General features: G+C 68.4%; 26 protein-coding genes. 21 read left to right on the top strand and 5 right to left on the bottom strand.

Annotated features, from left to right (window positions below; translation table 11 throughout):
- The first annotated feature begins 117 nt into the window (after positions 1-117).
- The 3 genes from E5F05_RS13190 (at position 118) to argC (ending at position 4,101) form a co-directional block, all read left to right on the top strand.
- The gene (locus E5F05_RS13190) at positions 118-2,148 is read left to right on the top strand and encodes a beta-N-acetylhexosaminidase (RefSeq protein WP_129119098.1); all 2,031 of its coding nucleotides are present in this window, start codon (positions 118-120) and stop codon (positions 2,146-2,148) included.
- 17 nt (positions 2,149-2,165) lie between these two features.
- On the top strand, positions 2,166-2,969 hold the full coding sequence (locus E5F05_RS21660) for an NUDIX hydrolase (protein WP_241687161.1): 804 nt from the start codon (positions 2,166-2,168) through the stop codon (positions 2,967-2,969).
- A gap of 67 nt (positions 2,970-3,036) precedes the next feature.
- Entirely contained in the window at positions 3,037-4,101 is a 1,065-nt protein-coding gene (gene argC, locus E5F05_RS13180; RefSeq protein ID WP_129119097.1) for an N-acetyl-gamma-glutamyl-phosphate reductase, read from the top strand.
- 221 nt (positions 4,102-4,322) lie between these two features.
- On the opposite strand, the gene E5F05_RS13175 is transcribed toward argC, so the two are convergent.
- Positions 4,323-4,772: a response regulator gene (locus E5F05_RS13175; RefSeq protein ID WP_129119096.1), complete on the bottom strand. Its 450-nt coding sequence runs from the start codon at positions 4,770-4,772 to the stop codon at positions 4,323-4,325.
- A gap of 317 nt (positions 4,773-5,089) precedes the next feature.
- On the opposite strand from E5F05_RS13175, the gene E5F05_RS13170 reads away from it, so the two are divergent.
- The 8 genes from E5F05_RS13170 to E5F05_RS13135 all read left to right on the top strand — a co-directional run bounded on the left by E5F05_RS13170 (position 5,090) and on the right by E5F05_RS13135 (position 10,156).
- Positions 5,090-5,949 (top strand): IS5 family transposase gene (locus E5F05_RS13170; RefSeq protein WP_146719922.1). Its coding sequence is split into 2 segments (ribosomal slippage): positions 5,090-5,447 and positions 5,447-5,949, totalling 861 coding nucleotides; the frame shifts between segments, so codons are not numbered across the junction.
- Between the two features lie 33 nt (positions 5,950-5,982).
- Entirely contained in the window at positions 5,983-6,393 is a 411-nt protein-coding gene (locus E5F05_RS13165) for a DinB family protein (protein ID WP_129119075.1), read from the top strand.
- Entirely contained in the window at positions 6,390-6,965 is a 576-nt protein-coding gene (gene yjjX / locus E5F05_RS13160; protein WP_129119074.1) for an inosine/xanthosine triphosphatase, read from the top strand. The genes E5F05_RS13165 and yjjX overlap by 4 nt, the downstream gene beginning before the upstream one ends.
- On the top strand, positions 6,962-7,255 hold the full coding sequence (locus tag E5F05_RS13155) for a GNAT family N-acetyltransferase (RefSeq protein WP_129119073.1): 294 nt from the start codon (positions 6,962-6,964) through the stop codon (positions 7,253-7,255). The genes yjjX and E5F05_RS13155 overlap by 4 nt, the downstream gene beginning before the upstream one ends.
- Positions 7,256-7,335: 80 nt before the next feature.
- On the top strand, positions 7,336-8,529 hold the full coding sequence (locus tag E5F05_RS13150) for an MFS transporter (protein WP_129119072.1): 1,194 nt from the start codon (positions 7,336-7,338) through the stop codon (positions 8,527-8,529).
- A 91-nt stretch (positions 8,530-8,620) separates the two neighbouring features.
- Complete coding sequence (locus E5F05_RS13145; protein ID WP_129119071.1) at positions 8,621-9,424, top strand: [LysW]-aminoadipate kinase; 804 nt, start codon at positions 8,621-8,623, stop codon at positions 9,422-9,424.
- Positions 9,425-9,457: 33 nt separating this feature from the next.
- Positions 9,458-9,829, top strand: a complete 372-nt coding sequence (locus E5F05_RS13140; RefSeq protein ID WP_129119070.1) for a hypothetical protein — start codon at positions 9,458-9,460, stop codon at positions 9,827-9,829.
- Positions 9,830-9,877: 48 nt separating this feature from the next.
- Positions 9,878-10,156, top strand: a complete 279-nt coding sequence (locus tag E5F05_RS13135; protein WP_129119069.1) for a hypothetical protein — start codon at positions 9,878-9,880, stop codon at positions 10,154-10,156.
- A gap of 51 nt (positions 10,157-10,207) precedes the next feature.
- Here the strand turns inward: E5F05_RS13135 and E5F05_RS13130 are convergent, their stop codons facing one another.
- The 3 genes from E5F05_RS13130 to E5F05_RS13120 form a co-directional block, all read right to left on the bottom strand.
- Positions 10,208-11,488, bottom strand: a complete 1,281-nt coding sequence (locus E5F05_RS13130) for a S1C family serine protease (protein WP_129119068.1) — start codon at positions 11,486-11,488, stop codon at positions 10,208-10,210.
- Positions 11,489-12,066: 578 nt separating this feature from the next.
- Complete coding sequence (locus tag E5F05_RS13125; RefSeq protein ID WP_129119067.1) at positions 12,067-13,740, bottom strand: FAD-binding dehydrogenase; 1,674 nt, start codon at positions 13,738-13,740, stop codon at positions 12,067-12,069.
- Between the two features lie 211 nt (positions 13,741-13,951).
- Entirely contained in the window at positions 13,952-14,338 is a 387-nt protein-coding gene (locus tag E5F05_RS13120; RefSeq protein ID WP_129119066.1) for a S1 RNA-binding domain-containing protein, read from the bottom strand.
- Positions 14,339-14,428: 90 nt separating this feature from the next.
- Between E5F05_RS13120 and E5F05_RS13115 the strand changes: the two genes are divergently transcribed.
- From E5F05_RS13115 to E5F05_RS13075, 9 genes are all read left to right on the top strand, one after another.
- Positions 14,429-15,034: a septum site-determining protein MinC gene (locus E5F05_RS13115; protein WP_129119065.1), complete on the top strand. Its 606-nt coding sequence runs from the start codon at positions 14,429-14,431 to the stop codon at positions 15,032-15,034.
- 158 nt (positions 15,035-15,192) lie between these two features.
- Complete coding sequence (locus E5F05_RS13110; protein WP_129119064.1) at positions 15,193-15,552, top strand: hypothetical protein; 360 nt, start codon at positions 15,193-15,195, stop codon at positions 15,550-15,552.
- 236 nt (positions 15,553-15,788) lie between these two features.
- On the top strand, positions 15,789-17,387 hold the full coding sequence (locus E5F05_RS13105; RefSeq protein WP_129119063.1) for an alpha-amylase family glycosyl hydrolase: 1,599 nt from the start codon (positions 15,789-15,791) through the stop codon (positions 17,385-17,387).
- Between the two features lie 38 nt (positions 17,388-17,425).
- Positions 17,426-17,794 carry a phage holin family protein gene (locus E5F05_RS13100; RefSeq protein WP_129119062.1) on the top strand — a complete coding sequence of 123 codons (369 nt, stop codon included), beginning with the start codon at positions 17,426-17,428 and terminating at the stop codon, positions 17,792-17,794.
- Between the two features lie 8 nt (positions 17,795-17,802).
- Positions 17,803-18,675, top strand: coding sequence for a pantoate--beta-alanine ligase (gene panC, locus E5F05_RS13095; RefSeq protein ID WP_129119061.1), 873 nt, complete (start codon positions 17,803-17,805; stop codon positions 18,673-18,675).
- Positions 18,672-19,748, top strand: a complete 1,077-nt coding sequence (locus E5F05_RS13090) for a type IV pilus twitching motility protein PilT (RefSeq protein WP_129119060.1) — start codon at positions 18,672-18,674, stop codon at positions 19,746-19,748. The genes panC and E5F05_RS13090 overlap by 4 nt, the downstream gene beginning before the upstream one ends.
- A gap of 36 nt (positions 19,749-19,784) precedes the next feature.
- Positions 19,785-20,255: a transcription elongation factor GreA gene (locus E5F05_RS13085; RefSeq protein ID WP_129119059.1), complete on the top strand. Its 471-nt coding sequence runs from the start codon at positions 19,785-19,787 to the stop codon at positions 20,253-20,255.
- Positions 20,256-20,743: 488 nt separating this feature from the next.
- On the top strand, positions 20,744-22,249 hold the full coding sequence (gene malQ, locus E5F05_RS13080; RefSeq protein ID WP_129119058.1) for a 4-alpha-glucanotransferase: 1,506 nt from the start codon (positions 20,744-20,746) through the stop codon (positions 22,247-22,249).
- An 80-nt stretch (positions 22,250-22,329) separates the two neighbouring features.
- Positions 22,330-22,902, top strand: coding sequence for a cob(I)yrinic acid a,c-diamide adenosyltransferase (locus E5F05_RS13075; protein ID WP_129119057.1), 573 nt, complete (start codon positions 22,330-22,332; stop codon positions 22,900-22,902).
- A gap of 81 nt (positions 22,903-22,983) precedes the next feature.
- Here E5F05_RS13075 and E5F05_RS13070 read toward each other — a convergent pair whose 3' ends face one another.
- Complete coding sequence (locus tag E5F05_RS13070; RefSeq protein ID WP_129119056.1) at positions 22,984-24,093, bottom strand: N-acetylmuramoyl-L-alanine amidase family protein; 1,110 nt, start codon at positions 24,091-24,093, stop codon at positions 22,984-22,986.
- Between the two features lie 129 nt (positions 24,094-24,222).
- Between E5F05_RS13070 and E5F05_RS13065 the strand changes: the two genes are divergently transcribed.
- Positions 24,223-24,858 (top strand): hypothetical protein, encoded by a 636-nt coding sequence (locus E5F05_RS13065; RefSeq protein WP_129119055.1) that lies wholly within the window; start codon positions 24,223-24,225, stop codon positions 24,856-24,858.
- Positions 24,859-24,887: the final 29 nt, after the last annotated feature.

The following is a 24,887-nucleotide window of genomic DNA, read 5'->3' as shown; positions in this document are numbered from 1 at the left end:
CCCCACGGCAACGATTTTTTCTCCCTCCCCCTGCGGGGGACTGGTACAGCTCCGCAGGAGAGGGCCGGGGAGGGGGGTGGCAGGCAACGCCTGTCCTCCCTCCCACGAGGTCCATCCATGCGCCTGACCACCCCCCTTCTCCTTTCCGCCGCCCTCCTCCTCTCCCCCGCCCTCGCCGCCCCCCTCCCCGTCACCCCGGTCCCGGATGCCCGCGTCACCGCACCACGCCCGGACCTCGTGCCGCAGCCGCAAAAGGCGGAGTTCCCGGCGGGGACGCTGCCGCTCACGGGCCTGGGCGTGAAGGTCGTGGGCAACACCCCCGAACTGGGCTGGGCCGTCCGTGACCTGCGCGAGCAGTGGCAGACGCGGCTGGGGGCCACGCTGCCCGACGGCGGCAAGACCCCCATCGTGATCGGCACGCGGGCCGACGCTGGTCTGGCGGCGAAAGCAAAGGCGGCGGGCCTGTACACCGAAACACCAGAGGGCTACGCGCTGTGGGTGGATGGCACGGGCGCCTATGTGGTCGGGGCGGACGCCAGAGGGGCCTACTCCGGCGCCCAGACCTTACGGCAACTGCTCACGCCGGATGGCCTCCGCTTCGCCCGCATTCAGGACGCGCCCGCCCTCGCACAGCGGGTGGCGATGCTGTACCTCGACGGGAGCAGCCAGAGCGTGAATGACCGGCTGATTCCGCTGCTGGCCCAGCTCAAGTACAACGCCGTGCTGGTGATGAGCGACTACGTGCAGTGGGACGTGGCGCGAGCGGGGGGCTGGGCGCATCCCGGCGGCGTGACGAAGGCGGAGGCGGCCCGGGTGGCGAAACTCGCCCGCGAGCATGGGCTGGAGGTGATCCCACTGATCGAGACGCTGGGGCACACGAGCTGGATGTTCCAGGGCGGCAAGAACCTCGATCTGGTGCAGGATCCCGACTCGCAGAATCCCTTTGCCTATGACACGCTCAATCCACAGACGTATGACCGCGTCGTCTTCCCCGTGCTGCGCGAGGCCATTGAGGTCTTTCAGCCGAAGGTCATTCATATCGGTCACGACGAGGTCCGCAACCGTGACCGCTTCCCGGCCCGCGAGAACGGGAAGGCGGCGGGCTTCGAGAAGCTGTTCGTGGACGACACGCTGAAGCTGCACGACTTCCTGAAGGCGCAGAACGTTGGGACGATGATCTGGCACGACGCCGCCTTCTCGGACAGCGTGATTGCCACCCTGCCCGCCAAACTCCCCAAGGACATCCAGGTCGCGTACTGGAACTACACGGCGGACACGAACACGGACACCATGCGCCGCATCAAGGCCCTGGGCTTCCCGGTGCTGGGGGCGTCCTGGGCCGAGGTCGGCAACGCCGAGGGCCTGAGCCGGGCCGCCGTGCAGGCCGGGGCGGTCGGCATGATCCAGACGCGCTGGTCGGGCTACTTCGGGAATCCGAGCATCTGGGACGGCATGGCCGAGCAGGGCGTCGCGCTGGTGCGCGCGGGCGCGAGCTTCTGGAACCCGGCGGGCCAGGCAGTGAAGGGGGCGGACGCGCTGTACCGCGACCTCTATGCGCCGAACCCTTACCGGCAGACGGCGGGCAGCCTCGTCAACCTCGCGCCGCTGGTGACCCGCAAGCTGACCGACGAGGACGGCACGGGCTGGATTGGGAAGGGGCCGGACACCGACCTGCGAAACCTGGGCAGCGGAACTGTGCGGATCGGGAACTACCGCTTCGACGTGCGCGGCGCGGTGATGCTGCGCGGCAACCGGGCGGCGGCGAAGGAACTGCCGGAGCGCGTCACCCTCGAACTGGGGCGCAAGGCGGACGCCCTCGCCTTCCTGCACACCACCGGCTGGCCCGCCCCCACCAACCGCGAGGTGATCGGGCGCTATGAAATCCGGTACGCCGACGGCAGCGTGCTGAATCAGCCGCTCGAATATGGACGCCACATCCGGGCGTGGACGGACACCCTACCGAGCAGCATGATTTCTGCGCCGGGCTGGGTCGGCAAGACGCGCGACGGGCTGGATATAAATGTGCCCGTGCTGGAGTGGACGAATCCGAAACCAGGGGTGGTGATTCAGAGCGTGACCCTGGTCAGCGAGGGCAAGGGGGCGAATCCGACTTTGCTCGGCCTGACGCTGATCGGAGGGGGGAAATAATCCGCCCGCTGCGGTTGATGGCGGACTATGGCTGCTTCCCCCTGTGGTCGCGCGGGGAAAACCTGGACCCGCTGACGCTGCTGCTGTCGTCCGAATTGACCGTACGGCTCCTGGCCTGGGCGGACGCCTACGACTCGACGCTGAACCGGGCCGACCCCGCCTCTCCCCTCCCGATGCGCGCGGCCTTCCTGCGGGACACCGAGAGCGAGTGGGACAGCTTCGAGCGCGAGGGCCACACGCTCTGGCGGGCGCTGCGGGCGGCGCGGCCCGACCTGCGCGTGACATACCACAGCACGTTGCTGGAGCGCGCGGTGGGGCCGGACAGTGACGAACTCCTCGACTTGTTGAACAACGCTGGGGAGGTGATCGGCGTGGTGTGGCGCGCGGCGTCGGAGGAGGTACCGTACGTGCGCGGAGTGAATGCCTTCCTGCGGAATGCTGCCGGTGAACTGTTCATCCCACGCCGCGCGGCTCACAAGACCCGCTGGCCGGGGGCACTGGATTTCAGCGTGGGCGGGCAGGTCGTAGCGGGTGAATCCTTCAACGAAGCCTTCAAGCGGGAGGCGCGGGAGGAACTGAATCTCAATGTGGACACGCTGGGCTGGCAGGTCACGGCGAATTTCAGCCCGCTGGACACGACCCTGAGCAGTTTCATGCGGGTGTACGAGGTGCCGTTCGAGGGGCGACCCGACCTTAACCCGGAGGACTTCAGCGGCGGCGAATGGCTCACGCCGGGTGAGGTGCTGACGCGGGTCGCCTCCGGCGAAGCAGTCAAGGGCGATCTGATGGAGGTGATTTGGCGAGTGTACGGCAAGCAGTAGCACTGTTCGGTTGTCATGTGTAAACTTCTCCGCCCCCTCACCTACAATTTGTGATGTACTGGGCCGCATGACTGGTTCTGAGCAATCCAATTCTCAGCAGCACAGCGTCGCCATCGTGGGCGGCTCGGGCTACGCGGGCGGGGAGTTCCTGCGGCTGGCGCTGGGGCACCCTTACCTGAACGTCACGCAGGTGACCAGCGAGCGCAGCGCCGGGCAGCCGGTGGCGCTCGTGCATCCCAACCTGCGCGGGCGCACGAACCTGAAGTTCCGCAAGGCCGCCGAGCTGGAGGAGGCCGATATCCTGGTGCTGGCCCTGCCGCACGGGAGCGCCGCGAAGCGCATCGCGGAGTTCGAGGGCAAGGCTCGCGTGATCGTGGACCTGTCCGCCGACTTCCGGATCAAGGACCCGGAGCTTTACCGGCAGTACTACGGCGAGGACCACCCCACGCCGGAGCGGCTGAACGAATGGGTGTACGGCAACCCCGAACTGCACCGCGAGGAACTGCGCGGGGCGACCCGCATCGCCTGCGCGGGCTGCTTCGCGACCAGCGTGATTCTGCCGCTGTACCCGCTGCTCAAGCTGGGTGTGCTGCTGCCGAAAGACATCATCGCCACCGGGCTGGTCGGCTCCAGCGCGGCGGGCGCGAGTCCCACGGAGGCCAGCCACCACCCGGAACGCGCGGGGAGCCTGCGCGTGTACAAGCCGGTCGGCCACCGCCACACCGCCGAGGCGATTCAGGAACTGCCGGGGCGCTTTCCCCTGCACCTGACCGCGATCAGCACGCCGCGTGTGCGGGGCATCCTCACCACCATCCAGGCGTGGATCCCCGACGGCTACAGCGACCGCGACGTATGGGCGGCCTACCGCGAGGTGTACGCCTCTGAACCGTTCATCCGCATCGTGAAGGTGGCCCGGGGCATCCACCGCTATCCCGACCCCATGCTGCTCGACGGCACCAACTACTGTGACCTGGGCTTCGAGATGGACGTGGACACCGGCCGCGTGGTGCTGATGAGCGCGATTGATAATCTGGTCAAGGGCACGGCGGGGCACGCCGTCCAGAGCCTGAACATCGCGCACGGGTGGCCGGAAAGGGCGGGGCTGGACTTCGCGGGGCTGCACCCGGCCTGAGCCGGCCCAGGGCCGAAGGGGTCATACCCACTTGCCCTGATTCCAGAATATCCGGCGCTTTCCCGGATGTTCTCAGAGGCTCAGGTACGGCCCTTCGCCTGTCTTGCAGCGAGCAACGGCAGCGAGCAACGTAGGCTCACTCGCTCATAGTCCATCGCTACCAGTCGGTATTTTCTTATGCTCGCTCTGCTCGCCCCTCGGCTTCGACTCACCTGAAGGTCTTATGAGGTGGGCGGCGGCAGACGCACGATGCTCAGCATGTAGCGCCCGAACGCCTGAATCGCCTGGTAGAAGTGTTCAAAGTCGATGGGCTTGACCACGTAGCTCGCCGCGTGCGCCTGGTAGGAGCGCAGGATGTCCTCGTCGGCCTCGCTGGTAGTCAGGACGATCACGGGAATGGTCATGAGCTGGGGGTCGCGTTTGAGTTCGGCCAGCACTTCCAGGCCGTTCATGCGCGGCATGTTGATGTCGAGCAGGATCACGTCCGGGCGGGGGGCACCGGCGTACACGTCGTCCCGGCGCAAGAAGGCCAGGGCCTCCACGCCGTCACGGGTGATGTGCAGCCGGTTGGTGACACCAGCGGCGGCAAAAGCTTCCTCGGTCAGGAGGATGTCGGGTTCGCTGTCCTCAACGAGCAGGATCTCGATGGGGGTGGCATCAGGCATGAACATCGGTCGTCCCTCCCGTCCTGCTGCCCGCAGTGTGGCGTAGCGGTCTGGGAGGTGGCTGAACCGGCACTTCAGACGCCCGCAACGGTCCCTTGAGCTTCTCTTGGGCTTTTTTTCCGCCCCAGGCGCCTTCCCCATTCCTTCCCGCCGTCTTATGGGCGGCGCACCCCAGCCGTTGCCGCGTGTCCTGGGCGGCCACTCCACTGCGCGCCGCCCCAGCACGGCCCGCTCATTCCTTCGGCCCAGAAAGGTTCGGCGACCTATCACGGCACCGCTCTACGGGCTAGGGTCTGTCTGGCTGAATTTGGCAGGATAGGGGGATGGGACGGACGGATTTGACGGAGCAGCAGTGGGCCATTCTGGCCCCACTGCTCCCCAAAAACCCCAAGAAGGGACACGCCTACAAGGACCATAAGCCGGTGCTGAACGGCATTATCTGGCGTCAGAAGACCGGGGCAACGTGGCGAGACATTCCCGAGCGGTATGGGTCGTGGAAGACGTGTCATGACCGCTTCACCCGCTGGTCGCGCAGCGGGGTCTGGGCCGAGATTCTGGCCGCCCTGCACCTGAAAGCGGATGCTGAGGGAAAGATTGATTGGGAAGGCGCGGCGGCGGACAGCACGCACGTCAAAGCCCACCGCGCTGCGGTGGGCGCACGAAAAGAGCCAGCCAAGCTGGAAAAAAGGGGGCGCTCGAAGACGAGTGGCTCGGGATCAGTCGTGGGGGACGCACCACCAAAATCCACGTCCTGATGGATGGGAAGTGTCGGCCCCTCAGTGTGCTGATCTCTGCTGGGCAGGCGAGCGACCCGACCTACCTCGTGCCGCTTCTGGAGGCCGTGCGGGTGGGGCGTCCCGGTCCGGGACGCCCGCGCAAGCGTCCCCCGACCCTTCGGATGGATCGGGCGTATGGGGCGAGGAAATACCGGCGTGCTTTGCGGGCACGCAAGATCAGGTGTGTCTGTCCCGAGCGCCAGGATGCGCGCAAGGCCCGGCTGCGGAAGGGCAAGCGGGGGGGACGCCCCCCAAAATTTGACGCAGAAGCCTACAAAGGCCGCCAGGTCGTCGAACGGGGGATCAATCGCCTCAAGGATTTTCGGGCGATTGCCACCCGGTACGAGAAGCGTGGACACCAGTTTTTAGCCGGTGTCCACCTCGCTTGCATCCTTCTTTGGCTTTGATTCTTCAGCCAGACAGACCCTAGGCTGCCGGGCATGAACATGCTGCAATCGGCCCTGGGAGGCGGCGCGATCTTTCCCGCCCCGGAGACGCTGCTGGACGGCCTGACCTTTGAAACGGCGACCCGGACGGTGCTGGGCGTGCCCTACACGCTCGCGGACCTGCTGGCACACCTCGCGGTCACGCAGCGGGCGAGCCTGGACCTCGCCTCGGGGAAAACCGAAACCTGGCCGGAGGGGCTGGACATCTGGCCGGGGGTGGCGGACGCCGCAGGCTTCGGGGCTTACCTGACGGACCTGCGCCTGGGGCTGGCCGAGGCGCGCGCCCTGGCCGGGAGTCCCTCCGAGCGGGCACGCGAGGTGCTGACGGACCTCGCCGCCCACAGCGCCTACCACTGGGGACAGGTGGCCCTGCTGCGCCGGGTGCTGGGCGAGTGGCCGCAGTGAGCGGAAGCACCGGCCCACTCGTGCGGGTGGGCAGCCTGAACCCCGCGAAGGTGCAGCCGGTCCGCGACGTGTTCCGCGCGTGGTGGCCGGAAGTGAGCGTGGAGGGGGTGGCGGTCGTCAGCGGCGTGCCCGACCAGCCCATCGGTGAGGCGCAGACGCGCGAGGGGGCGGTGAACCGGGCGCGGGCGGCCCTCGCTCTGATCGGGCAGCGTGAAGGCTGGGGCGTGGGGCTGGAGGGCGGCGTGGCATTTCAGGGGGCGGACGGGTGGCTGTTCGGCGTGGTGGCGGTCGCACACGCCCGGGAAGGTCAGGTCAGGGTGGAGGTGTCGCGCACCGCCGAGCTGCGCCTGCCTCCGCTGGTCGCCGCGCGCGTGCGGGCAGGCGAGGAACTGGGGCCGGTGATGGACCACGTGCTGGGCCTGACCGACCTCAAGCGCGGGGTGGGGAGCGTGGGTGCGCTGACCGGGGGCCTGATCACCCGAGCGGACGTGTGGCGGCAGGCGGTGGCCCTGGCTGCGACTCCCTTAAGAGACGGCCTGCCCGGTGGCGCATTGCTCTACGCTGAAGCATGACCCCGGGCGCACAGGTAACCAACAACGAGGCTGAGAACCGCTACGAGATCAAGCTGAACGGGCAGGTGGTGGGCATGGCCGACTATCAGCCGGAAGGCGACACCCTGATCTTCACCCACACCGAGGTCGAGGAAGGCCACGAGGGCCAGGGCCTCGGCTCGGAGCTGATCCAGGCGGCCCTCGACGACGCGCGCTCGCAGGGCCTCCAGGTCGTGCCCGCCTGCCAGTTCGTCGCGGCCTTTATTCAGGAACACCCCGAATACGCCGACCTCGTGCCGCAGGAGCGGTAAGGCCTCACCAGCTCCGGAGCGTCCCTGGCCCGGAAACAGACAGTTGCGTTCCGGACTGTTCCGGGCGCAGGCTCGGAGGGATGACGGTTCCCACCTCTCCTCTCCGGCCGGTCCCCTGGCTCACGCGCGTCACGCTGCTGCTGACGGCGACCCTCACCATCATGAGCGGGGCGACCATCGCCCCCTCGCTGCCCGCCATGCAGGCGCACTTCGCGGGCCTGCCCAATGCCGACGTGCTGGTGCGGCTGACGGTGACGGTGGTGGGCCTCGCCATCGCGGTCAGCGCGCCGCTCAGCGGGTACCTCACCGACCGGATCGGGCGGAGGCCGGTGCTGGTGGTGGCGATGCTGCTCTATGCCCTGGCCGGGTCGAGCGGCCTGTATGCGCCCACACTGGGAAGTCTGATGCTGGGGCGGGTGCTGCTGGGCTTGGCGGTGGGCGCGACCATGACGGCGGGCTCGGCGCTGGTGGCGGACCTGTTCGCCGGGCAGGAACGGGCGCGCTTTCTGGGGTTGCAGAGCGCCTTCACCAGCCTGGGCGGCGTGATCTTCCTGCCGCTGGGCGGGCTGCTGGCGGGGATCGGCTGGCGCCTGCCCTTCGCGGTGTACCTGGCGGCCCTCCTGCTGGTGCCGCTGGCGCTGCGGCTGCCGCGCGGGGAAACGGCGGGGGAGCGCCTGGCGGAGGCGGCAGTAGAGCGCGTCCCGTGGCGGCCGGTCCTGCTGGCCTACGCGGTGGCGCTGGCCTACATGCTGGTCTTCTACCTGATGCCGACCCAGCTTCCGTACCGGCTGGAAGGCCTGGGCGTGGCCCCGGCGCTGGTGGGCTTCGTGATGGGGGTCAGCACGCTTTCGGGGGCACTCGCGGCACTGTGGTTCTCACGGCGGGGCGGGACCCGGACGCCGGTCCTCACGGCGGGCTTCAGCCTGGTGGCGCTGGCGGTCGGGTGGACGGTGGTAAGCCTCGCCCCGGGGGCCGGGTGGGTGGTCCCCGGATTGATCATCGGGGGGGCGGGCGCGGGTCTGGTCACGCCCAACCTGAACACCTTCCTGGCGGCCCTCGCCCCGGCCCATGCGCGCGGGCGGGTGATGAGCGGCCTGTCGGCCAGCATCTTTCTGGGGCAATTCCTGTCGCCGCTGCTGGCGAGGCCCTTCGTGCACGGCGCGGACGTGAGCCAGACCTTCGCGGCCGCGGCGGTCTTCGCGGTGCTGGTGGGGGCGGGCCTGCTGGTGCTGGGGTGGAGGCTGACCACGCAGCGGGCGGCGGCCGCCGACTGAATGGCCCAGAGACAGCCTTCTGCTGATACCGCCCCCTTTACAGTTGCCACCCATTTGCCCCAGCCGCTTTTCAGATGCTACCTTCCTTCCCATGATTGTCGTGAAGGTGGGCGGGAGCGCCGGAATCGATTACGACGCGGTGTGCGCCGACCTGGCCGCGCTGTGGCAACAGGGGCAGCGGTTCGTGCTGGTGCATGGGGGCAGCGGCGAGACGAACCGGGTGGCGGAGGCGCTGGGGCACCCGCCGCGTTTCGTGACCAGCCCCAGCGGGTACACGTCGCGGTTTACCGACCGCGAGACGCTGGAAATCTTCGAGATGGTGTACTGCGGCAAGATGAACAAGGGCATCGTGGAGCGGCTCCAGCGCCTCGGCGTGAACGCGGTCGGCCTGTCGGGGCTGGACGGTCGCATCTTCGAGGGCAAGCACAAGGACAGCGTGCGGGCCGTGGAGAACGGGAAGGTCAAGGTCCTGCGCGGCGACCACACCGGCACCGTCGAGCGCGTGAACGTGGAGCTGGTGAATTTGCTGCTGGGCGCGGGCTACCTGCCGGTGCTGACGCCCCCCGCCGTCAGCTACGAGGGTATTGCGATCAACGTGGACGGCGACCGGGCTGCCGCTGCCCTGGCGGTCGCCCTGAGCGCCGACGCGCTCTTGCTGCTCTCCAACGTGCCCGGCCTGCTGCGCGCCTACCCCGACGAGGCCAGCCTGATTCCGGCCATTCCTGCGAACGATGTCGAGAGCTACCTGGACTTCGCGCAGGACCGCATGAAGAAGAAAGTACTGGGGGCCGCTGAGGCCGTGCAGGGCGGTGTGAAGCGGGTGATCTTCGGGGACGCACGGGCCGGTCAGCCGGTCAGCGCGGCACTGGCGGGGGCGGGGACGGTGGTGAGTTGAGCCTTACCCGCCTCCCCTGGCTACACTGACGGGGTGAAAGACCGCGAGAAGGCCCGGCAGGAACTGCTGGCCGCTCAGCAAAGGGCACAGGCGGCCATGCTGCGGCACTGGGAACAGCATGGGCCGGAGTGGTGGAGGCGGCTCGTCATGCTCTTCGCCGCTCTGGGCTGGGGCTACGCAACGGCTTTGCTGGGTTACCTCCTCAAGCTGTCATTACCGTTTTCCAGTTCACTGGGTTTTCCGTGGCCAAACCTGTTCGTGCTCGCAGTCCTTCTCATCCTCCCACTCTTCTTCCGGTTCTTGCCCGCAACCCGCCCCTATCTCAGGCAGTTCGACTGGGAGCTTATGCTGGGCTTTGGGGCAGGCCTCGTGTTGACAGTCCTGTTCGCGTTTCCCAACCTCTAACAGAAGCGGTCCGCCAGCCGTGACCGGATGCGCTATCCTCCCCACCCGATGACCGCCGCCGACCTGCTCGCCTTTCTCGCCGCGCGGGGTGGGCGCGAGTTCGCCGTGACCGCCTGCACCCGGCAGGGTCGCGGCAAGAAGCTGCGGCTGCATGAAGTCGGTGTCTACCGCCTGACCGTCCGTGGCGACGAGGTGCAGGCGGCCGGACCGAGCGGGCAGACGCGGCGGCTGTCGCGGGAGACGTTTCTGGACGTGTTCGGCGGGTACGAGTTCAGGGACGCGCAGGCGACGGGCGTGCTCACGGACCTGGGACCCCTCTTCGGCTGACCAGCGAGGGGCCGGACACAGTCACGTGCCCGGCCCCCCTCATTCCTGTTCTTACTGCTGCGTGCCCGGAATCGTGAAGGCCTGGAGGTTGACGGTCACGTCGCGGGTCTGCCCGTTCCGCTGGACGGTGAGGCGCAGGGTATCCCCGATGCGCTTGCCGATCACGGCGCGGCTCAGGTCCGCTCCCTCGGTGATGGGCTGGCCGTCCACGGCCACGATGATGTCGCCGTCCGTGGCGATCTGCGGCTGCCCGTTCTGCATCTGCCCGTTCTGGTCCTGCGCGGCGGCCTGGGCGCTGCCCCTGAGTCCAGCCTGGGCGGCGGGGCTGCCGGGGTAGACCTGCTGCACGAGGGCGCCGGTGGCGGGGAGGTTCAGCTTCTGGCGTTCGTCCTGCGGCAGGGCGCTCAGGTCGGTGAACTGGATCCCCAGGGTGGGCGTCCGGAGTTCGCCGCCCGCCTGGAGTTGCGGGAGCAGCCGCTTGACGGTGTTCACGGGGATGGCGAAGCCCACGCCCGCGCTCTGCTCGCTGCCACCGGTCAGAATCTGGGTGTTCACGCCGATCACCTGCCCGGCGCTGTTGAGCAGCGGCCCACCGCTGTTGCCGGGGTTGATGGCCGCGTCGGTCTGGATGACCTGCTGATCGACCTCCTTCGCACCGACCGGCACCGTGCGGTCCAGACTGCTGATGATGCCCTCGGAAACGCTGAAGTCCAGGCCGAAGGGCGCGCCCATCGCAATTGCCTTGAGGCCCACGTCGAGTTGCGAGGAGTCACCGAGCGGGATGGGCTTGATGGCCCCCTGGGGCAGGCCCTCGGGCCGGATCAGGGCCAGGTCGAAGTCGGGGGCGCGGCCGATCACCTTCGCCTTGTAGGTCTGCTTGTTGCCGTGCAGGCGGATCGTGATCTCGCTGGCGCCCTCGACCACGTGGTTGTTCGTGATGATGTCGCCCTGCGCGTCCACGAAAAAGCCGCTGCCGGTCGCTTTCTGCATGCCGCCGTTGCCGCCACCGCCCGGCATACCGGGGATCCCGAAGCCGAAGGGGTCCTGAAACTGCTGTTGCTGCACCTGCGGGCCGCCCTGCCCGCTCTCGGTCACGCTGACGTACACCAGGCCGTCCTGACGGTCCTTGACGACCTGCACGGTGTTCGCCTCCGACTCGGTGCGGGCACGGCCCGAGTCGAAGACGTTGGCGGTGGAAGGGGTGGCCTGGGCCGTCGCAGCGGGCAGGGTGTTGGTCACCTGCGCGCTGGACCGCTCCGACAATTCAAAGCCCGCAAACGCGCCGAGCGCGAGCGTACCGGACAGAGCCAGCAGGGAGAGATTCCTGTTCATGCGCGGAGTTTGCAGCGCGCCTGTTACGCGGCGGTTAAAAAAAGCGGTCAGGGGTTAGGCGTGAGTGGACAGTGGTAAGTGGGGCCGTGAAGGTTCCACGCCTCACTGCTCAGGACTTCCGGGCTTCAGAGCGCGCGCGTAGAGCAGCTTTTTACTCCTCCCCCTTGCTGGCCGAGTGATGCATCTAACTCTCTTAGAGAAGAAATGACGTGTGGGGCGATAAAAAGTCTCCTCCCCCTTGACTGGCACAGCTCCGCAGGAGAGGGGGGAGGTTGGGAGGGGGTGAACGGGCCCAGCGTAGAGAGGCCACTGGATGACCGAATGCCTGGTCTGTCTTGAGGTCAGCCTGGCGGCTGCCACCCCTCTCCCCGACCCTCTGAGGGAGAGAGATGGCGTCCCCATCGCGCTTCTCTTAGATGAGTACATCGCTCAGCCCCTTGCGGGGAATGGTTCAGCTCGCCCTGCGAGACTCGCAGAGGTTGGGAGGGGGTGGACGGCGAAGCCGTCTCAACGCAAGAAATCGCGTTTTTCCTCGGCCCTGCAAGGAACACGTTTCGCGTAAGTCCTCCGTCTTCCCCTCACAGCGCCGCCGCGCTCGCCCGGCCCGCGATCCGCCCGCTGAAGAGGCAGCCGCCCAGGAAGGTTCCCTCCAGCGCGCGGTAGCCGTGCATTCCGCCTCCGCCGAAGCCCGCGACCTCGCCCGCCGCGTACAGACCCGGCATCACCTCGCCGCCGGGACGCAGGACGCGGCCCTGGAGGTCGGTTTCCAGGCCGCCCAGCGTCTTGCGGGTCAGGATGTTGAGCTTCACGGCGATCAGCGGGCCGTTCGCCGGGTCGAGGATCGGGGCGGGTTTGGCGACCCGGATCAGCCGCTCGCTGAGCAGGGCGCGGGCGTTGCGGGCGAGGGCGAGTTGCGTATCCTTCCCGGCCACGTTGGCGAGCTGCATGTCCCGTTCGCGCACCTCGCGTTCGACGGTGGCGAGGTCCAGCAGGTCATTCCCGGCCCGTTCGTTCATGCCCGCCACCAGGTCGCGCAGGTTGTCCCGCACCACGAAGTCGGCGCCGTAATCCATAAAGGCCTGCACGGGTCCCGGCACTTTCCCCGTCGCCCGCCGCAGCGTCAGCCGGGGGTCACGGCCGGTCAGGTCGGGGTTCTGCTCGCTGCCCGACAGCCCGAATTCCTTCTTGATGATCTGGCGGTTGAGCAGGAACCAGGTGTAGGGGTACTCATGCCGCGTGATGTGCGTCAGGGTGGCGAGGGTGTCGAAGCCGGGGTAGTTCGGGAAGGGCAGGCGCCGCCCGGTCGGGTCCAGCCACAGGCTGCTGGGGCCGGGCAGCACGCGGATGCCGTGATTCGGCCAGATCGGATTCCAGTTCCGCAGCCCCTCGGTGTAGTGCCACATCCGGTCGGGGTTGATCAGACTGGCGCCCGCCGCCTGCACGAGGCCCTGAAGCTCGCCGTCCACGTATTTCGGCACGCCCGCGACCATGAAGGCCGGAGGCGGCCCCATTCGCTCGGTCGGCCAGTTGCGCCGCACCAGGTCGAGGTTGCCGCCGATCCCGCCGGAAGTGACTACCACCGCGCCCGCGTTCAGGTCGAAGTCGCCCACCACCACGCGCGAACTCGCCTCGCCGCGCGGCGTGTCGGAAGGCTCCAGCACGTGCCCGTGAACGCCGTGGACCACCCCGTTCGTGATGTTCAGCCCCCGGACGCGGTGCCGGAAGCGGAAGGCGATCCGGCCCGCCGCCACGTGTTCGCGCACGCGCCGCTCGAACGGCTCCACCACGCCGGGGCCGGTCCCCCAGGTGATGTGAAAGCGCGGCACGCTGTTGCCCGGCCCGCCCGCGCCCTGACCGCCCCGCTCGGCCCAGCCGACCGCCGGGAACCAGCGCACGCCCAGGCCGTGCAGCCACGCCCGCTTCTCGCCCGCTGCGAAGTCCACGTAGGCTTCGGCCCAGCGGCGGGGCCAGTGATCGTCCGGGCGGTCGAAGCCCGCGTTGTTCTGCCAGTCGCTCCAGGCCAGCTCATGTGAATCGCGGATGCCCAGCCTGCGCTGCTCGGGCGAGTCCACGAAGAAGAGGCCGCCGAAGGACCAGTACGCCTGCCCGCCCAGGTTCTGTTCGCCTTCCTGATCGAGCAGCAGGACGCGCTTTCCGGCGTCGGCGATCTCCGCGGCGGCGACCAGTCCGGCCAGACCGGCGCCAACGACGATCACGTCCGTAGCGGGGCTATGCGTAGCAGGGTTGGGCATGGGGAAACAGTACAGGGAAAATCGTGCGGCGCAGGACATGACCCCCGCCGGGAAAGGCAGGGGCCGGATGCTGGGTTGAATTTTGGGTGAGGCTTAGACGGATTCCGCTTCCCATCCGAACTTTCCGGGAAAGCGCGGGAAAGTCCTCTGCTGCGCAGCAAGTCCGCTCGGAGAATTCCCGTACTTGATACGGAAATTCTCGGAATCGGTATTACTTCTTGCGCTTCGTGGTGGCGGGGCCTTTCTTGCTGCCGCCGCCGCCAGTGCGCTCCTTGGCGTCGCGCATGAAGGAGCGGAGCTTGGCCTCGAACTGCGGACTCTGGCGACCGATGGCGCGGGGGCGCGGCACTTCCTCGGGTTCTTCCAGCAGCTCCTTGATGGAGAGGTCGAGGCGGCCCCGCTCGTCGCGGCCCAGCACCTTGACCTCCACCGTCTCGCCTTCGCGGACGTGGTCGTGGATGTTCCGCACAAAGGAGTGCGCGATCTGCGAGATATGCACGAGGCCAGTCTCGCCGTTCTCAAACTGGACAAACGCACCGAAGTCGGTGACGCGCGTGACGCGGCCCTCAACGACCGCGCCGGGGTCAAGCTGCACCAAGGGTGCCCTCCTGAATCAGCATAAATCACATTCTATACCACGCCCGCCCCTCCTGCCATGCACGAAGTTGCGGAAGGTAAAGTGAAGAGGATGAAGCTTCGCGGCACGCTCGGCGGCATGAACCTCCTCCTCGAACCGGGCGATACGGCGGACAGCGTCTCACAGACCCTTGCGTCCCGCACGGAACTGCTCGGCTCCAGCGTAACCCTCGAAGTGCAGGGCGACGCCGACCCCGGCGCGCTGGAGGTCGCCCTCACGGCCATTCGCGCCGCGGGTGGCACGCCAGGCCGCATCCGTGCGCCGCGAGTCACCGTCACCGGCCCCGGCAGCGAGGGCGAGGAAGGCAGCGCCCGCACCGTGATCCTGCCGCACGGCGTGCGCGCGGGCTTCCGGGGCGAGTACCGGGGCAGCGTGGTGATCCTGGGCGACGTGAACCCCGGCGCGGAGATCGTGGCGGGCGGCGACGTGATCGTGATGGGCGCCCTGCGCGGCGTGGTCCATGCGGGCTACGGGGGCAATGCCGACGCGATTGTCTGGGCGCGGCCCATCGCCAGCGCGCAGATTCGCATCGGGGACGCCGTCGCCCGCGCCCCGGAAGGGAGCAGCCTCAGCACCATGCGGAAGCTCGAAGGGCCGGGGGACGCGGAACTGGCCCGCTTGCAGGGCGGGATGATCGTGATCGAGCCGCACCGGTAATACGGACTCCGGTGGAAAGGTGACTTGTCAACCTGGAAATCCGAGCGGGCCCGTAGAACTGCACAGCAGAGCGAGCAGGGAGAATACGGGCCGAAGCGGTATGGAGCGGAAGCCGTATAAGGGACCAACGCCCGCCCTCCGGCATCTACCCTGAGGGCATGACGCCGACCGAGATCACGGGCCTGATTGTCAGACGCAAGCGACGCGGCTTGCCGGTGGACTTCGGGGCCTTTTTCCTGTTTTTCGGGATTTCAGGCATCGACAGCGGCCGGGCCGAACGCTTGCAGCGCCGCTTCGAGCGCGAGTATTACCCGCACCTCGTCACCCTGAAACTGGCCGGGAACGTCGCGCCGGGCCGCTACCACCTGCGCGGCCTGCCCGCCGAGGCGAACCGGCGCGGTTGGATAGTCCAGGCAAACGGCGCGGCCACCGCCGACCTGAGTGAAGAGGGCCTGCACGACCTGAACACCTGGCGAGCCAGCGGCGCCCGTCAGGTTCACCTCGAACCGCTGGGCTGAGGTTCGCTCGGCCCCGGTGGAACCCCTCTGCTGCACAGCTCTGCGAGTCCGGCCCTGCGGGCCACCTCCCCTCAAGGGGAGGCAACAAGAGGGCAACTCGCGTTCCTGGCTCCCCTTGAGCGGAGCTGACTGAGGGGTCAACCCGCCCGAGCCTACCCAAAACCGGACTTCGTGGCTGTCCTGTACCCTTTTCTGAATCGTTTCAGTCCTCCCCCTTTTCCTGCTACGCTTGACCCATGACGCAGCCCAGCGAACTGAAGTGGTGGCAACGCGGGATCATCTACCAGATTTACCCCCGGTCGTTTCAGGACGCCTCGGGCGACGGCGTGGGCGACCTGCGCGGCATCACCTCCAGGCTGCCCTACGTGGCCTCGCTGGGCGTGGAGGCGGTGTGGCTCTCCCCCATCTTCGTCTCGCCCATGCGTGACTTCGGGTATGACGTGGCCGACTACTGCGACATCGATCCCCTCTTCGGGACGCTCGCAGATTTCGACGCGCTGGTGGCGGAGGCGCACCGGCTGGGGCTGAAGGTGATGCTGGACTACGTGCCCAACCACACCTCCTCCGACCACGCCTGGTTTCAGGAGGCACTCTCGGGCAAGGACAGCCCGAAACGGGACTGGTATGTATGGCGCGACCCGGCCCCGGACGGCGGGCCGCCGAACAACTGGAAATCACACTTCGGGGGCCCGGCGTGGACGCTGGACGAGGCGAGCGGGCAGTACTACCTGCACCAGTTCCTGCCGGGACAGCCGGATCTCAACTGGAGCAACCCGGAGGTGCAGGCCGCGATGCTGGACGCGCTGCGCTTCTGGTTGCGGCGGGGGGTGGACGGCTTCCGGGTGGACGTGATGAACCTGCTCGCGGAGGACGAGCGTTTTCTGGACGAGCCGGAGAATCCCGACTGGCGGCCCGGCATGAACGAGTACGCGCAGACGCTGCACATCTACACCAACGACCAGCCCGCCACCCTGGACTACGTGCGGATGATGCGCGGGGTGCTGGACGAGTTCGATGACCGCATGATGGTGGGCGAGATTTACCTGACCGTCGAGCGGCTGCTGCGCTACGCGGGCACGCCGGAGGCGCCGCTGGCGCACCTGCCCTTCAACTTCCACCTGATCCTGCTGCCCTGGGACGCCCGGGAGATTCGCGCCTTCGTGGACGACTACGACGTGGCGTGCCGGGCCACCCACAGTTGGCCCAACTGGGTGCTGGGCAACCATGACAAGCCGCGCTTCAAGTCCAGGGTGGGCGCGGATCAGTACCGGGTCGCGCAGACCCTGCTGCTCACCCTGCGCGGCACCCCCACCGCCTACTACGGCGACGAGATCGGTATGCACGACGTCCCGATTCCTCCTGAGCGGATGGTGGACCCGGCGGGCCTTCAGGAACCCGACGTGCCCACCGCCAGCCGCGACCCCGAGCGCACGCCGATGCAGTGGGACACGGGCCCCAACGCGGGCTTCGCCCCGGCGGGCGTTACCCCCTGGCTGCCCATCGCGGACGACGCGGACCGCGTGAACGTGCAGGTGGAAGAGGGCGAACCGCACAGCGACCTGAACTACTTCCGCGCGTTGACGGCGCTGCGGCGCGAGCACCCGGCCCTGCTGGGCGGCGAGTACCGTTCGCTGGACACGCAACACACCGACGTCTTCGCCTTCGAGCGGACGCTTGAGGGGGAGCGCCTGGTCGTGCTGCTGAACTTCGGCGGGGAAACGCGGGAAGTGGGGGACCTCGCGGGGGGCGAAACACTGCTGAGCAGCCTGAACGACGCGCCGCCCGCCGCCTCTCCCCTGCGGCCGAACGAGGCGCGGATCGTCCTGGGCCGCTAACCCCCCCCATTCCGGGTCAGGAGGCTTATTCTCAGCACATGGGCTTCCTGATTCGGCTCCTGGTGAACGCACTGGCGCTGTACCTGCTGACGCGGGTGTACGCGGGCGTGTCCTTCGCGCCGGGCACCGACGCGCTGAGCGTGATCCTCGCGGCGCTGGTGCTGGGCATCGTGAATGCGCTGATCCGGCCGGTGCTGCTGCTGCTGAGCCTGCCGATCAACCTGCTCACGCTCGGCCTCTTCACGCTGGTGGTGAACGGCGTGGTGCTGTGGCTGGTGGCGAGCGTGACGTCGCTGAACGTGGCGGGCTTCGGGGCGGCCATCGTGGGCGCGCTGATCCTGACCATCATCAGTTGGCTGCTGGACGCCATTGTGGGCGCGCTGGGGCTGGACGGGGGACGCGGTTGAAGGTCGCCGTGACGCCGCGGGTGCTCACCACCACCGAGGAGGTCCGTGAGGCGCTGGCCGGGCCGGGCCGGGTGGGCCTGGTCCCCACGATGGGCTACCTGCACGATGGGCACGCCGCGCTGATCCGGCAGGCACGGGCGGCGTGCGATGTGGTCGTGGTCAGCGTGTTCGTGAACCCCAGGCAGTTCGGCGTGAACGAGGACCTCGGCCGCTACCCACGCGACCTGGACCGCGATCTGGCGGTGGCGGGGGCGGCAGGCGCGGACCTGCTGTTTCATCCCGAGGTGACCACGATGTATCCGGATGGCTACGCCACGACCGTCACGGTGAGCGGCGTTTCCGGCCCCCCCGAGGGCCACGCGCGCCCCGGCCACTTCGACGGTGTCTCGACGGTGGTGCTGAAGCTGCTGAACATCGTGCAGCCGGAGCGGGCGTACTTCGGGGAGAAGGACTGGCAGCAGCTCGCGGTGGTGCGGCGGATGGTGCGCGACCTGAACGTGCCGGTGCGGGTCGTGGGCGTGCCCACCGTGCGCGCGGCGTCGGGGCTGGCCCTCAGCAGCCGCAACAGCTACCTGACGCCGGAGCAGCAGGAGCGGGCGGTGGTCCTCTCCCGCGCGCTGTGGGCGGTGCAGGAGGCGGCCGCCGCGGGCGAACGCGACACGGCGCGGCTTGTCCAGGCGGGCCTGGAGGTGCTGGCGCGGGACCCGGAGGTCCGGCCCGACTACCTGACGGTCGTGGACAGTGACATGCGCGAAAGAGAGCGCGTGGAGAATGATCCCATGACGCGCGTGCTGGTGGCCGCCCGGATGTTCGGCGTCCGGCTGATCGACAACGTGCCCCTGTGGGCCGAGGAACGGTGGACGGGGGGAGAGGACGCTTGACCCTCGACGAGCTGCTGCGCGAGGTCATCACCCGCCGCGCATCAGACGTGCATCTCCAGGTGGGGAGTCCGCCGATGGGCCGGGTGGACGGCAGCCTGCTGCCCTTCGGAACCCAGGCGCTGACGCCGTCCGATACGGTCGCGCTGGCGCGGGCGCTCCTGAGCCCGGAGCAGTGGGAAGACTTCGAGTACCGCAACGAACTGGACCTCGCCTACAGCGTGCCCGGCCTGGGGCGCTTCCGCTGCAATGTCTTCCGGCAGCGCGGCGCGGTCGGGATCGTGATGCGGGCCGTGGCGGACGGCATCCCCAGTTTCGAGACGCTCGGCCTGCCCACCGACGTTCTGCGCGGCTTCGCGGCGGCCTCACGCGGGCTGGTGCTGATCTCCGGCCCCACCGGCTCCGGCAAGAGCACCACGCTCGCGGCCCTGATCGACCACATCAACCGGACCTACGCGCACAACATCATCACCATCGAAGACCCCATCGAGTTCCTGCACAAGAACGGCAAGAGCCTGGTCGTGCAGCGCGAGGTCGGCTCGGACACCCGCGACTTTCGCACGGCCCTCAAATACGCCCTGCGCCAGGACCCCGACGTGATCATGATCGGGGAGATGCGCGACAAGGAAACGGTCGAGGCGGCCCTCTCCGCCGCGCAGACCGGGCATCTGGTGCTGAGTACGCTGCACACCCAGGACGCGGTCCGCAGCGTGAACCGCATCATCGACTTCTTCCCGCCCTACGAGCGCCCCCAGATTCGTCTGCAACTCGCCGAGTCGCTGGTCGGCATCCTCAGCCAGCGCCTGCTGCGCCGGGCGGACGGGGTGGGCCGGGTGCTGGGCACCGAGGTGCTGCTGAACACGCCGCTGGTGCAGGACTACATCCGGGACGAGGAAAAGACCCCGCTGATCAAGGACGCGCTGATCGAGGACAACATTCGCGGGATGCAGACCTTCGACCAGCACCTCGTCCAGCTCTACCGCCACCACCTGATCACGCTGGAGGAGGCGCTGGACCACGCCACCAGCCCACACGAACTGCGGCTGATGATCACCCGCGCGGGCTTCCTCTCCTGAACCGCGGCCTGCCCCGCTGCCCTATACTGGGCCGCCATGACGAAGGCACGCATTCCCATGACGCAACGCGGCCATGACAAGCTGCGCGAAACGCTGGATTACCTGAAGAACGAACGCCGCGAGCAGATCAGCGCCTACATGGGCTCCGCCATCGCTGACGGCGACCTGCGCGAGAGCGCCGCCTACGACGAGGCCCGGATGCAGCAGAGCGAGAACGAGGCGCGCATCATCGAGCTGGAAGACCAACTGGAACGCGCCGTGATCGTCGCCGAGGACACCTCCGGCGCGGCGGGCCTGGGCGCACGAATACTGGTCCGCGACGAGAAGGGCAAGGAACACCGCTTCGAACTGGTCGGCACCTACGAGGTGGACGTGCTGAAGGGCAAGATCAGTGACGCCAGCCCCATCGGCCAGGCCCTCAGCGGCAAACGCCCCGGCGAAACCGTGATGGTCCAGCTCCCCAAGGGCACGGCCCGGTTCGAGGTGCTGGAAGTCAAGTACGACTGAGCGCGGTTGGATGAAGAGGGCGGGGTGGAAGCTCCGCCTTTTTTAGGAGTTAGGACAGGACGGACGCGATTCAGAAGACGAGAGCGTATGGGGCTGTTTTGCCCCTCCCCCCTTGGGGGGGAGGCTGGGCGGGGAGTGGACGGCATCGCCGTCCCAGCGCGGCCCGAACGAAACAGCAACCCCCATGAGAGACTTATCTGCATCACCCAGCCCCTTCCGGGGGACTGGTACAGCTCGCACCGCGAGAGGCTGGGACTCGTAGAGCTTCTTGCAGAGGGGTGGCAAACGCAGCTTGCCCTCACCACGTCCCAGAAACCCGTCCTCTCCAACTCCACCAAAAACAGAGGTTTCGCGTCAATCCCAAGGTATGAGAAGGGGATCGAGCCTTTCCCTAACGCCTAACTCCTAATCCCTCCCCCGTTACAATGCAGGCCACAAACTGGAAACACTTCCAGCCCATCTCTCGCCCAACAACGGAGGCTTCCCAGATGATCACCCAGCGTTCCAGCGGCGTGCTGCTGCATCCCACCAGCCTTCCGGGTCCCTACGGCATCGGGGAACTCGGGGCGCACGCCCGGCACTTTGTGGACTGGCTGGCCCAGGCCGGGCAGCAGTCGTGGCAGGTCATGCCGCTCGGCCCGACCGGGTACGGCGACAGCCCCTATCAGGCGTTCAGCGCCTTCGCGGGCAACCCTTATCTGATCGACCTGACCACACTGCGGGAAGAGGGGCTGCTGCAAGACAGCGACTTCGACGCCGTCCCGGTCTTCGAGGCCGGGCGGGTGGACTTCGGGTTGCAGTATGTGTGGCGCACGCAGATGCTGAACCGCGCCTACGCCCATTTCGCGGCCGGGGCGGGGGCGCACCTGAAGGCCAACTTCGAGGCGTTCCAGGCGGACGAGGCCGACTGGCTGGACGATTACGCCCTCTTCATGGCGCTCAAGGACGCGCACGGCGGCCTGCCCTGGAACGCCTGGGAACCGGGCACCCGCGACCGGGAGCCGGAGGCGCTGGCGAGGGCGCGTGAGCAGCTCGCGCCCACCACCGAGCGCGTGAAGTTCATCCAGTTCCTCTTCTTCCGGCAGTGGCGGGCGCTGCGCGAGTATGCCCGTGAGCGGGGCGTGCAGGTGATCGGGGACATCCCGATTTTCGTGGCGATGGATTCCAGCGACGCCTGGGCCAACCGCGAGCAGTTCTTCTTCGACGACCAGGGCCAGCCGACCGTGGTCGCGGGCGTGCCGCCGGACTACTTCAGCGCGACCGGGCAGCTCTGGGGCAATCCCCTTTACCGCTGGGACGTGATGGAGCAGGACGGCTTCCGCTGGTGGATCGAGCGGTTCCGGGGCAGCCTGAAGCTGTACGACATCATCCGCATCGACCACTTCCGGGGCTTCGCGGCCTACTGGGAAATTCCCTTTCCCGCCGAGACGGCGATTCATGGCCGCTGGGTGCCCGCGCCGGGCCACGCGCTGCTGGAGGCTGTGCAGCGGGCGCTGGGCGACATGCCGATCATCGCGGAGGACCTGGGCGTCATCACGCCGGACGTGGAGAAGCTGCGCGACGACTTCGGGCTGCCGGGAATGGCCGTGCTGCAATTCGCCTTCGGCGGCGGCGACTTCAGCGTGAACGACTTCTTGCCCCACAACCTGCGGGCGAATCAGGTCGTGTACACCGGCACGCACGACAACGACACCTCCCGCGGCTGGTGGCAGCACGCCGACGAGCAGGAACGGCGCAACTTCCGCCTGTACACCCACAGCGACCCCACCGAGGAAACCTTCGCCTGGCAGCTCACCGAGATGGCCCTGGGGAGCCGCGCCAACCTGGCCGTCGTGCCCCTCCAGGACCTCCTGAACCTCGGCAGCGAGGCCCGCATGAACTTCCCCGGCACCACCGGCCCCCACAACTGGACCTGGCGTTACCCGGCGGCAGACCTGCGCCCCGACCTCGCCGCCCGGCTGCGGGAACTGACGGAGCGGACGGGTCGGGTGTAGGGAAGCGATACGCGGTCCGCAGGAAAGGCTCATCTTTTCCCGCGGACCGCGCCCCGCCTCCCACGCACTATCCTTCCCCTATGAAGCTCTACACCCGAACGGGAGACAAAGGCTCGACGGGCCTGTACGGCGCGGACCGGGTCAGCAAGGCGCATCCGCGCGTCGAGGCATACGGCACGGTGGACGAACTGAACAGCGTGATCGGCCTCGCGCGGGCGCACAACGCGCAGGGCGGCCAGCCGGACACCGCGCTGGACGCCGACCTGGAGTACCTCCAGAACGCGCTCTTCGACCTGGGGGCCGACCTCGCCACCCGGCAGGACAGCCCCTACGCGAAGAATCTCAGCCGCATCGACGCCGAGGACAGCGCCTTTCTGGAGGCGATGATCGACCGCTACCAGGAGCACGCCCCGCCCTTTACCGGCTTCGTACATCCCGGCGGTACGCCCACCGCCGCCGCCCTGCAACTCGCCCGCACGGTCGCCCGCCGCGCCGAACGCGAGGTGATCCGGCTGGCGCAGGAGGAGGAGATCAATCCCCACGTGCAGGTCTACCTCAACCGCGTCTCGGACCTGCTGTTCGTGATGGCCCGCGCCGCGAACCAGCAGGCAGGCGTGAGCGAGCAGGCGTGGACGGTGAAGAAGAGGCGATAGGCTTGTCGCTTGTGGCCTGTCGCCTGTAGCAAGCGGATGCTCAAGCGTTTGCTTCCGCTCTACAAGCCACGAGCCACAGGCTTACTCCCTGTTCAGAAACTCCAGAATCGCCCGGGCAATCGCCTGAGCGACCCGGTCACGGTAGGCGGGCTGGGCGAGCTTGGGACCCTCGACCGGGCTGGAGCCGAAGCCGATCTCGATCAGGATGGCAGGGGTGGTGGGATAGCGGATCACGTAGAAGGCGTCGGTCTGGACACCGCGGTTGAACGCGCCGGTGGCGCTGACCAGGTGGGCCTGGACCTTCTGCGCGAGCTGGCGCGAGAAGGCAAGCTTGGCCTGGGCGAGCAGGTCACCGAGCTGGCTCTGCGCCCGGTCGGCGGCGCGGCGCGTGAGTTCCTGGCCGATGCTGCCACCGCCGTTCTCGGTGACGGCGACGCTGCGGCTCCCGCCCCCCAGCGGCTGCCCGAAGTAGTACGTCTCGATCCCCTGCCCGGCGGGGTCGGTCGAGGCATTCACGTGGATGCTGACGTAGGCGCTGGTCTTGTCGTTCGTGGCCATCTTGGAGCGCAGGTCGAGGTCGGTCGCCTTGTCCGCGCTGAGGTCGGTGTTCGTTTCGCGGGTCATCACCACGTCCACGCCGTGCTGACGGAGCACATCGCGGACGCGCAGGGCCACGTCGAGCGTCACCGCATGTTCCTGCACCCAGCGGCTCTGCATCCCGGGGTCCACGCCGCCGTGGCCGGGGTCCAGCACCACGCGCGGGCGGGCCAGGTTGGCCGTGCTGGCGGGCCGGGTCACGGCGGCCGGGGGAGCCGGGCTGCGGACCGGTGTGGCGGGCACGCGCGCAGCGGCGGCACTGGTGGGCACGTCGATCACCAGCCGGGCGGACTGGCCGTCTTTGGGGGGGATCACCTGCACCCGGGCCCCCGCATGCCCCCGGGCCAGCGTGACGGTCACCGTGCCGCCCGCGACCGCGTAGGCGGTGACGCCGGGCGCGCTCAGCCGTCCCTGCTCGGCGGGAAGGGTCAGGCCCAGCTTGACGGTCACGCTCTGGCCGGTGACCCGGGTGCTGGCGGAAGCGGGGCGCGGCAGGTCGAACACGACCCGTGTGTAGCCGTCGTGCGTGCCGACGCGGGGGGCGGCCGTCGCCGTGGAGGCCGCGAGCAGCAGGAGGAGAAGGAGGCGCTTCACTGCGCCGAAGTGTACCGCTCCGGCCCCGTCAGGCGGATGACACGCCCTGAGAGGGTGACACGCCCGAGCTGAAGTGGACCTGACGGCGGCGCTCACGCCCCTCAGCGGACGGGCGCTAGGGTGGGGCACATGCACCGTCTGCTCCTCTCGCTGCTCGCCTCGCTGACGCTGGGGGCGGGGAGCGCCGTGACCTTTGGCGGGCTGAACGTGACGCCCCGGGGTCCCCAGAACCTGAACCTGGAGACGGGGACGACCGATCTCCCCCAGGGCGGCACCGCCACCGACGCGCGCACCGGGCTGCGGCTCAGCGCCGCGCACATCCAGCTCAAGCCCGGCGACCTCCTGAACGCACAGGACGCGACCCTGACCACCCGCCAGGGCGGCAGCCTGCGCGCGTCGAACGTCACCTACGACCTGAAGCGGGGCACCGTCACGGCCTCGGGCGGCGTGACCTACACGGACGCGCGGCTGAAGGACCTCCGGGCGAGCCGCCTCGTGCTGCACCTGAAGACCGGCTTCGTGAGTGCGCTCGGCGGCGTGAAGGCCCAGGCCCCCGCCCTGAGCGGGGCGGCGCTGGCCTTCGACGCCACCACGGCGCAGGCCGTCCTGAGCGGCCCTTACCAGTACCAGTTGCCGCCGCAACCCGCCATCCAGGGCAGGGCGGGCGAGTCCCTGCTGCTGACCTTCAGCGGCAACCGCCTGTTGCGGGCCAACCCGAAGCCCGACGCGGCCACCCTCGCCCGCTTCGCCCCCTATCTGAAGTGACCTCTCCCTGAGTACCTGAGTGGAGCCTC

Source organism: Deinococcus metallilatus (genome assembly GCF_004758605.1).
Lineage (GTDB): Bacteria > Deinococcota > Deinococci > Deinococcales > Deinococcaceae > Deinococcus > Deinococcus metallilatus.
This window is presented reverse-complemented; position numbering and strand designations above follow the sequence as displayed.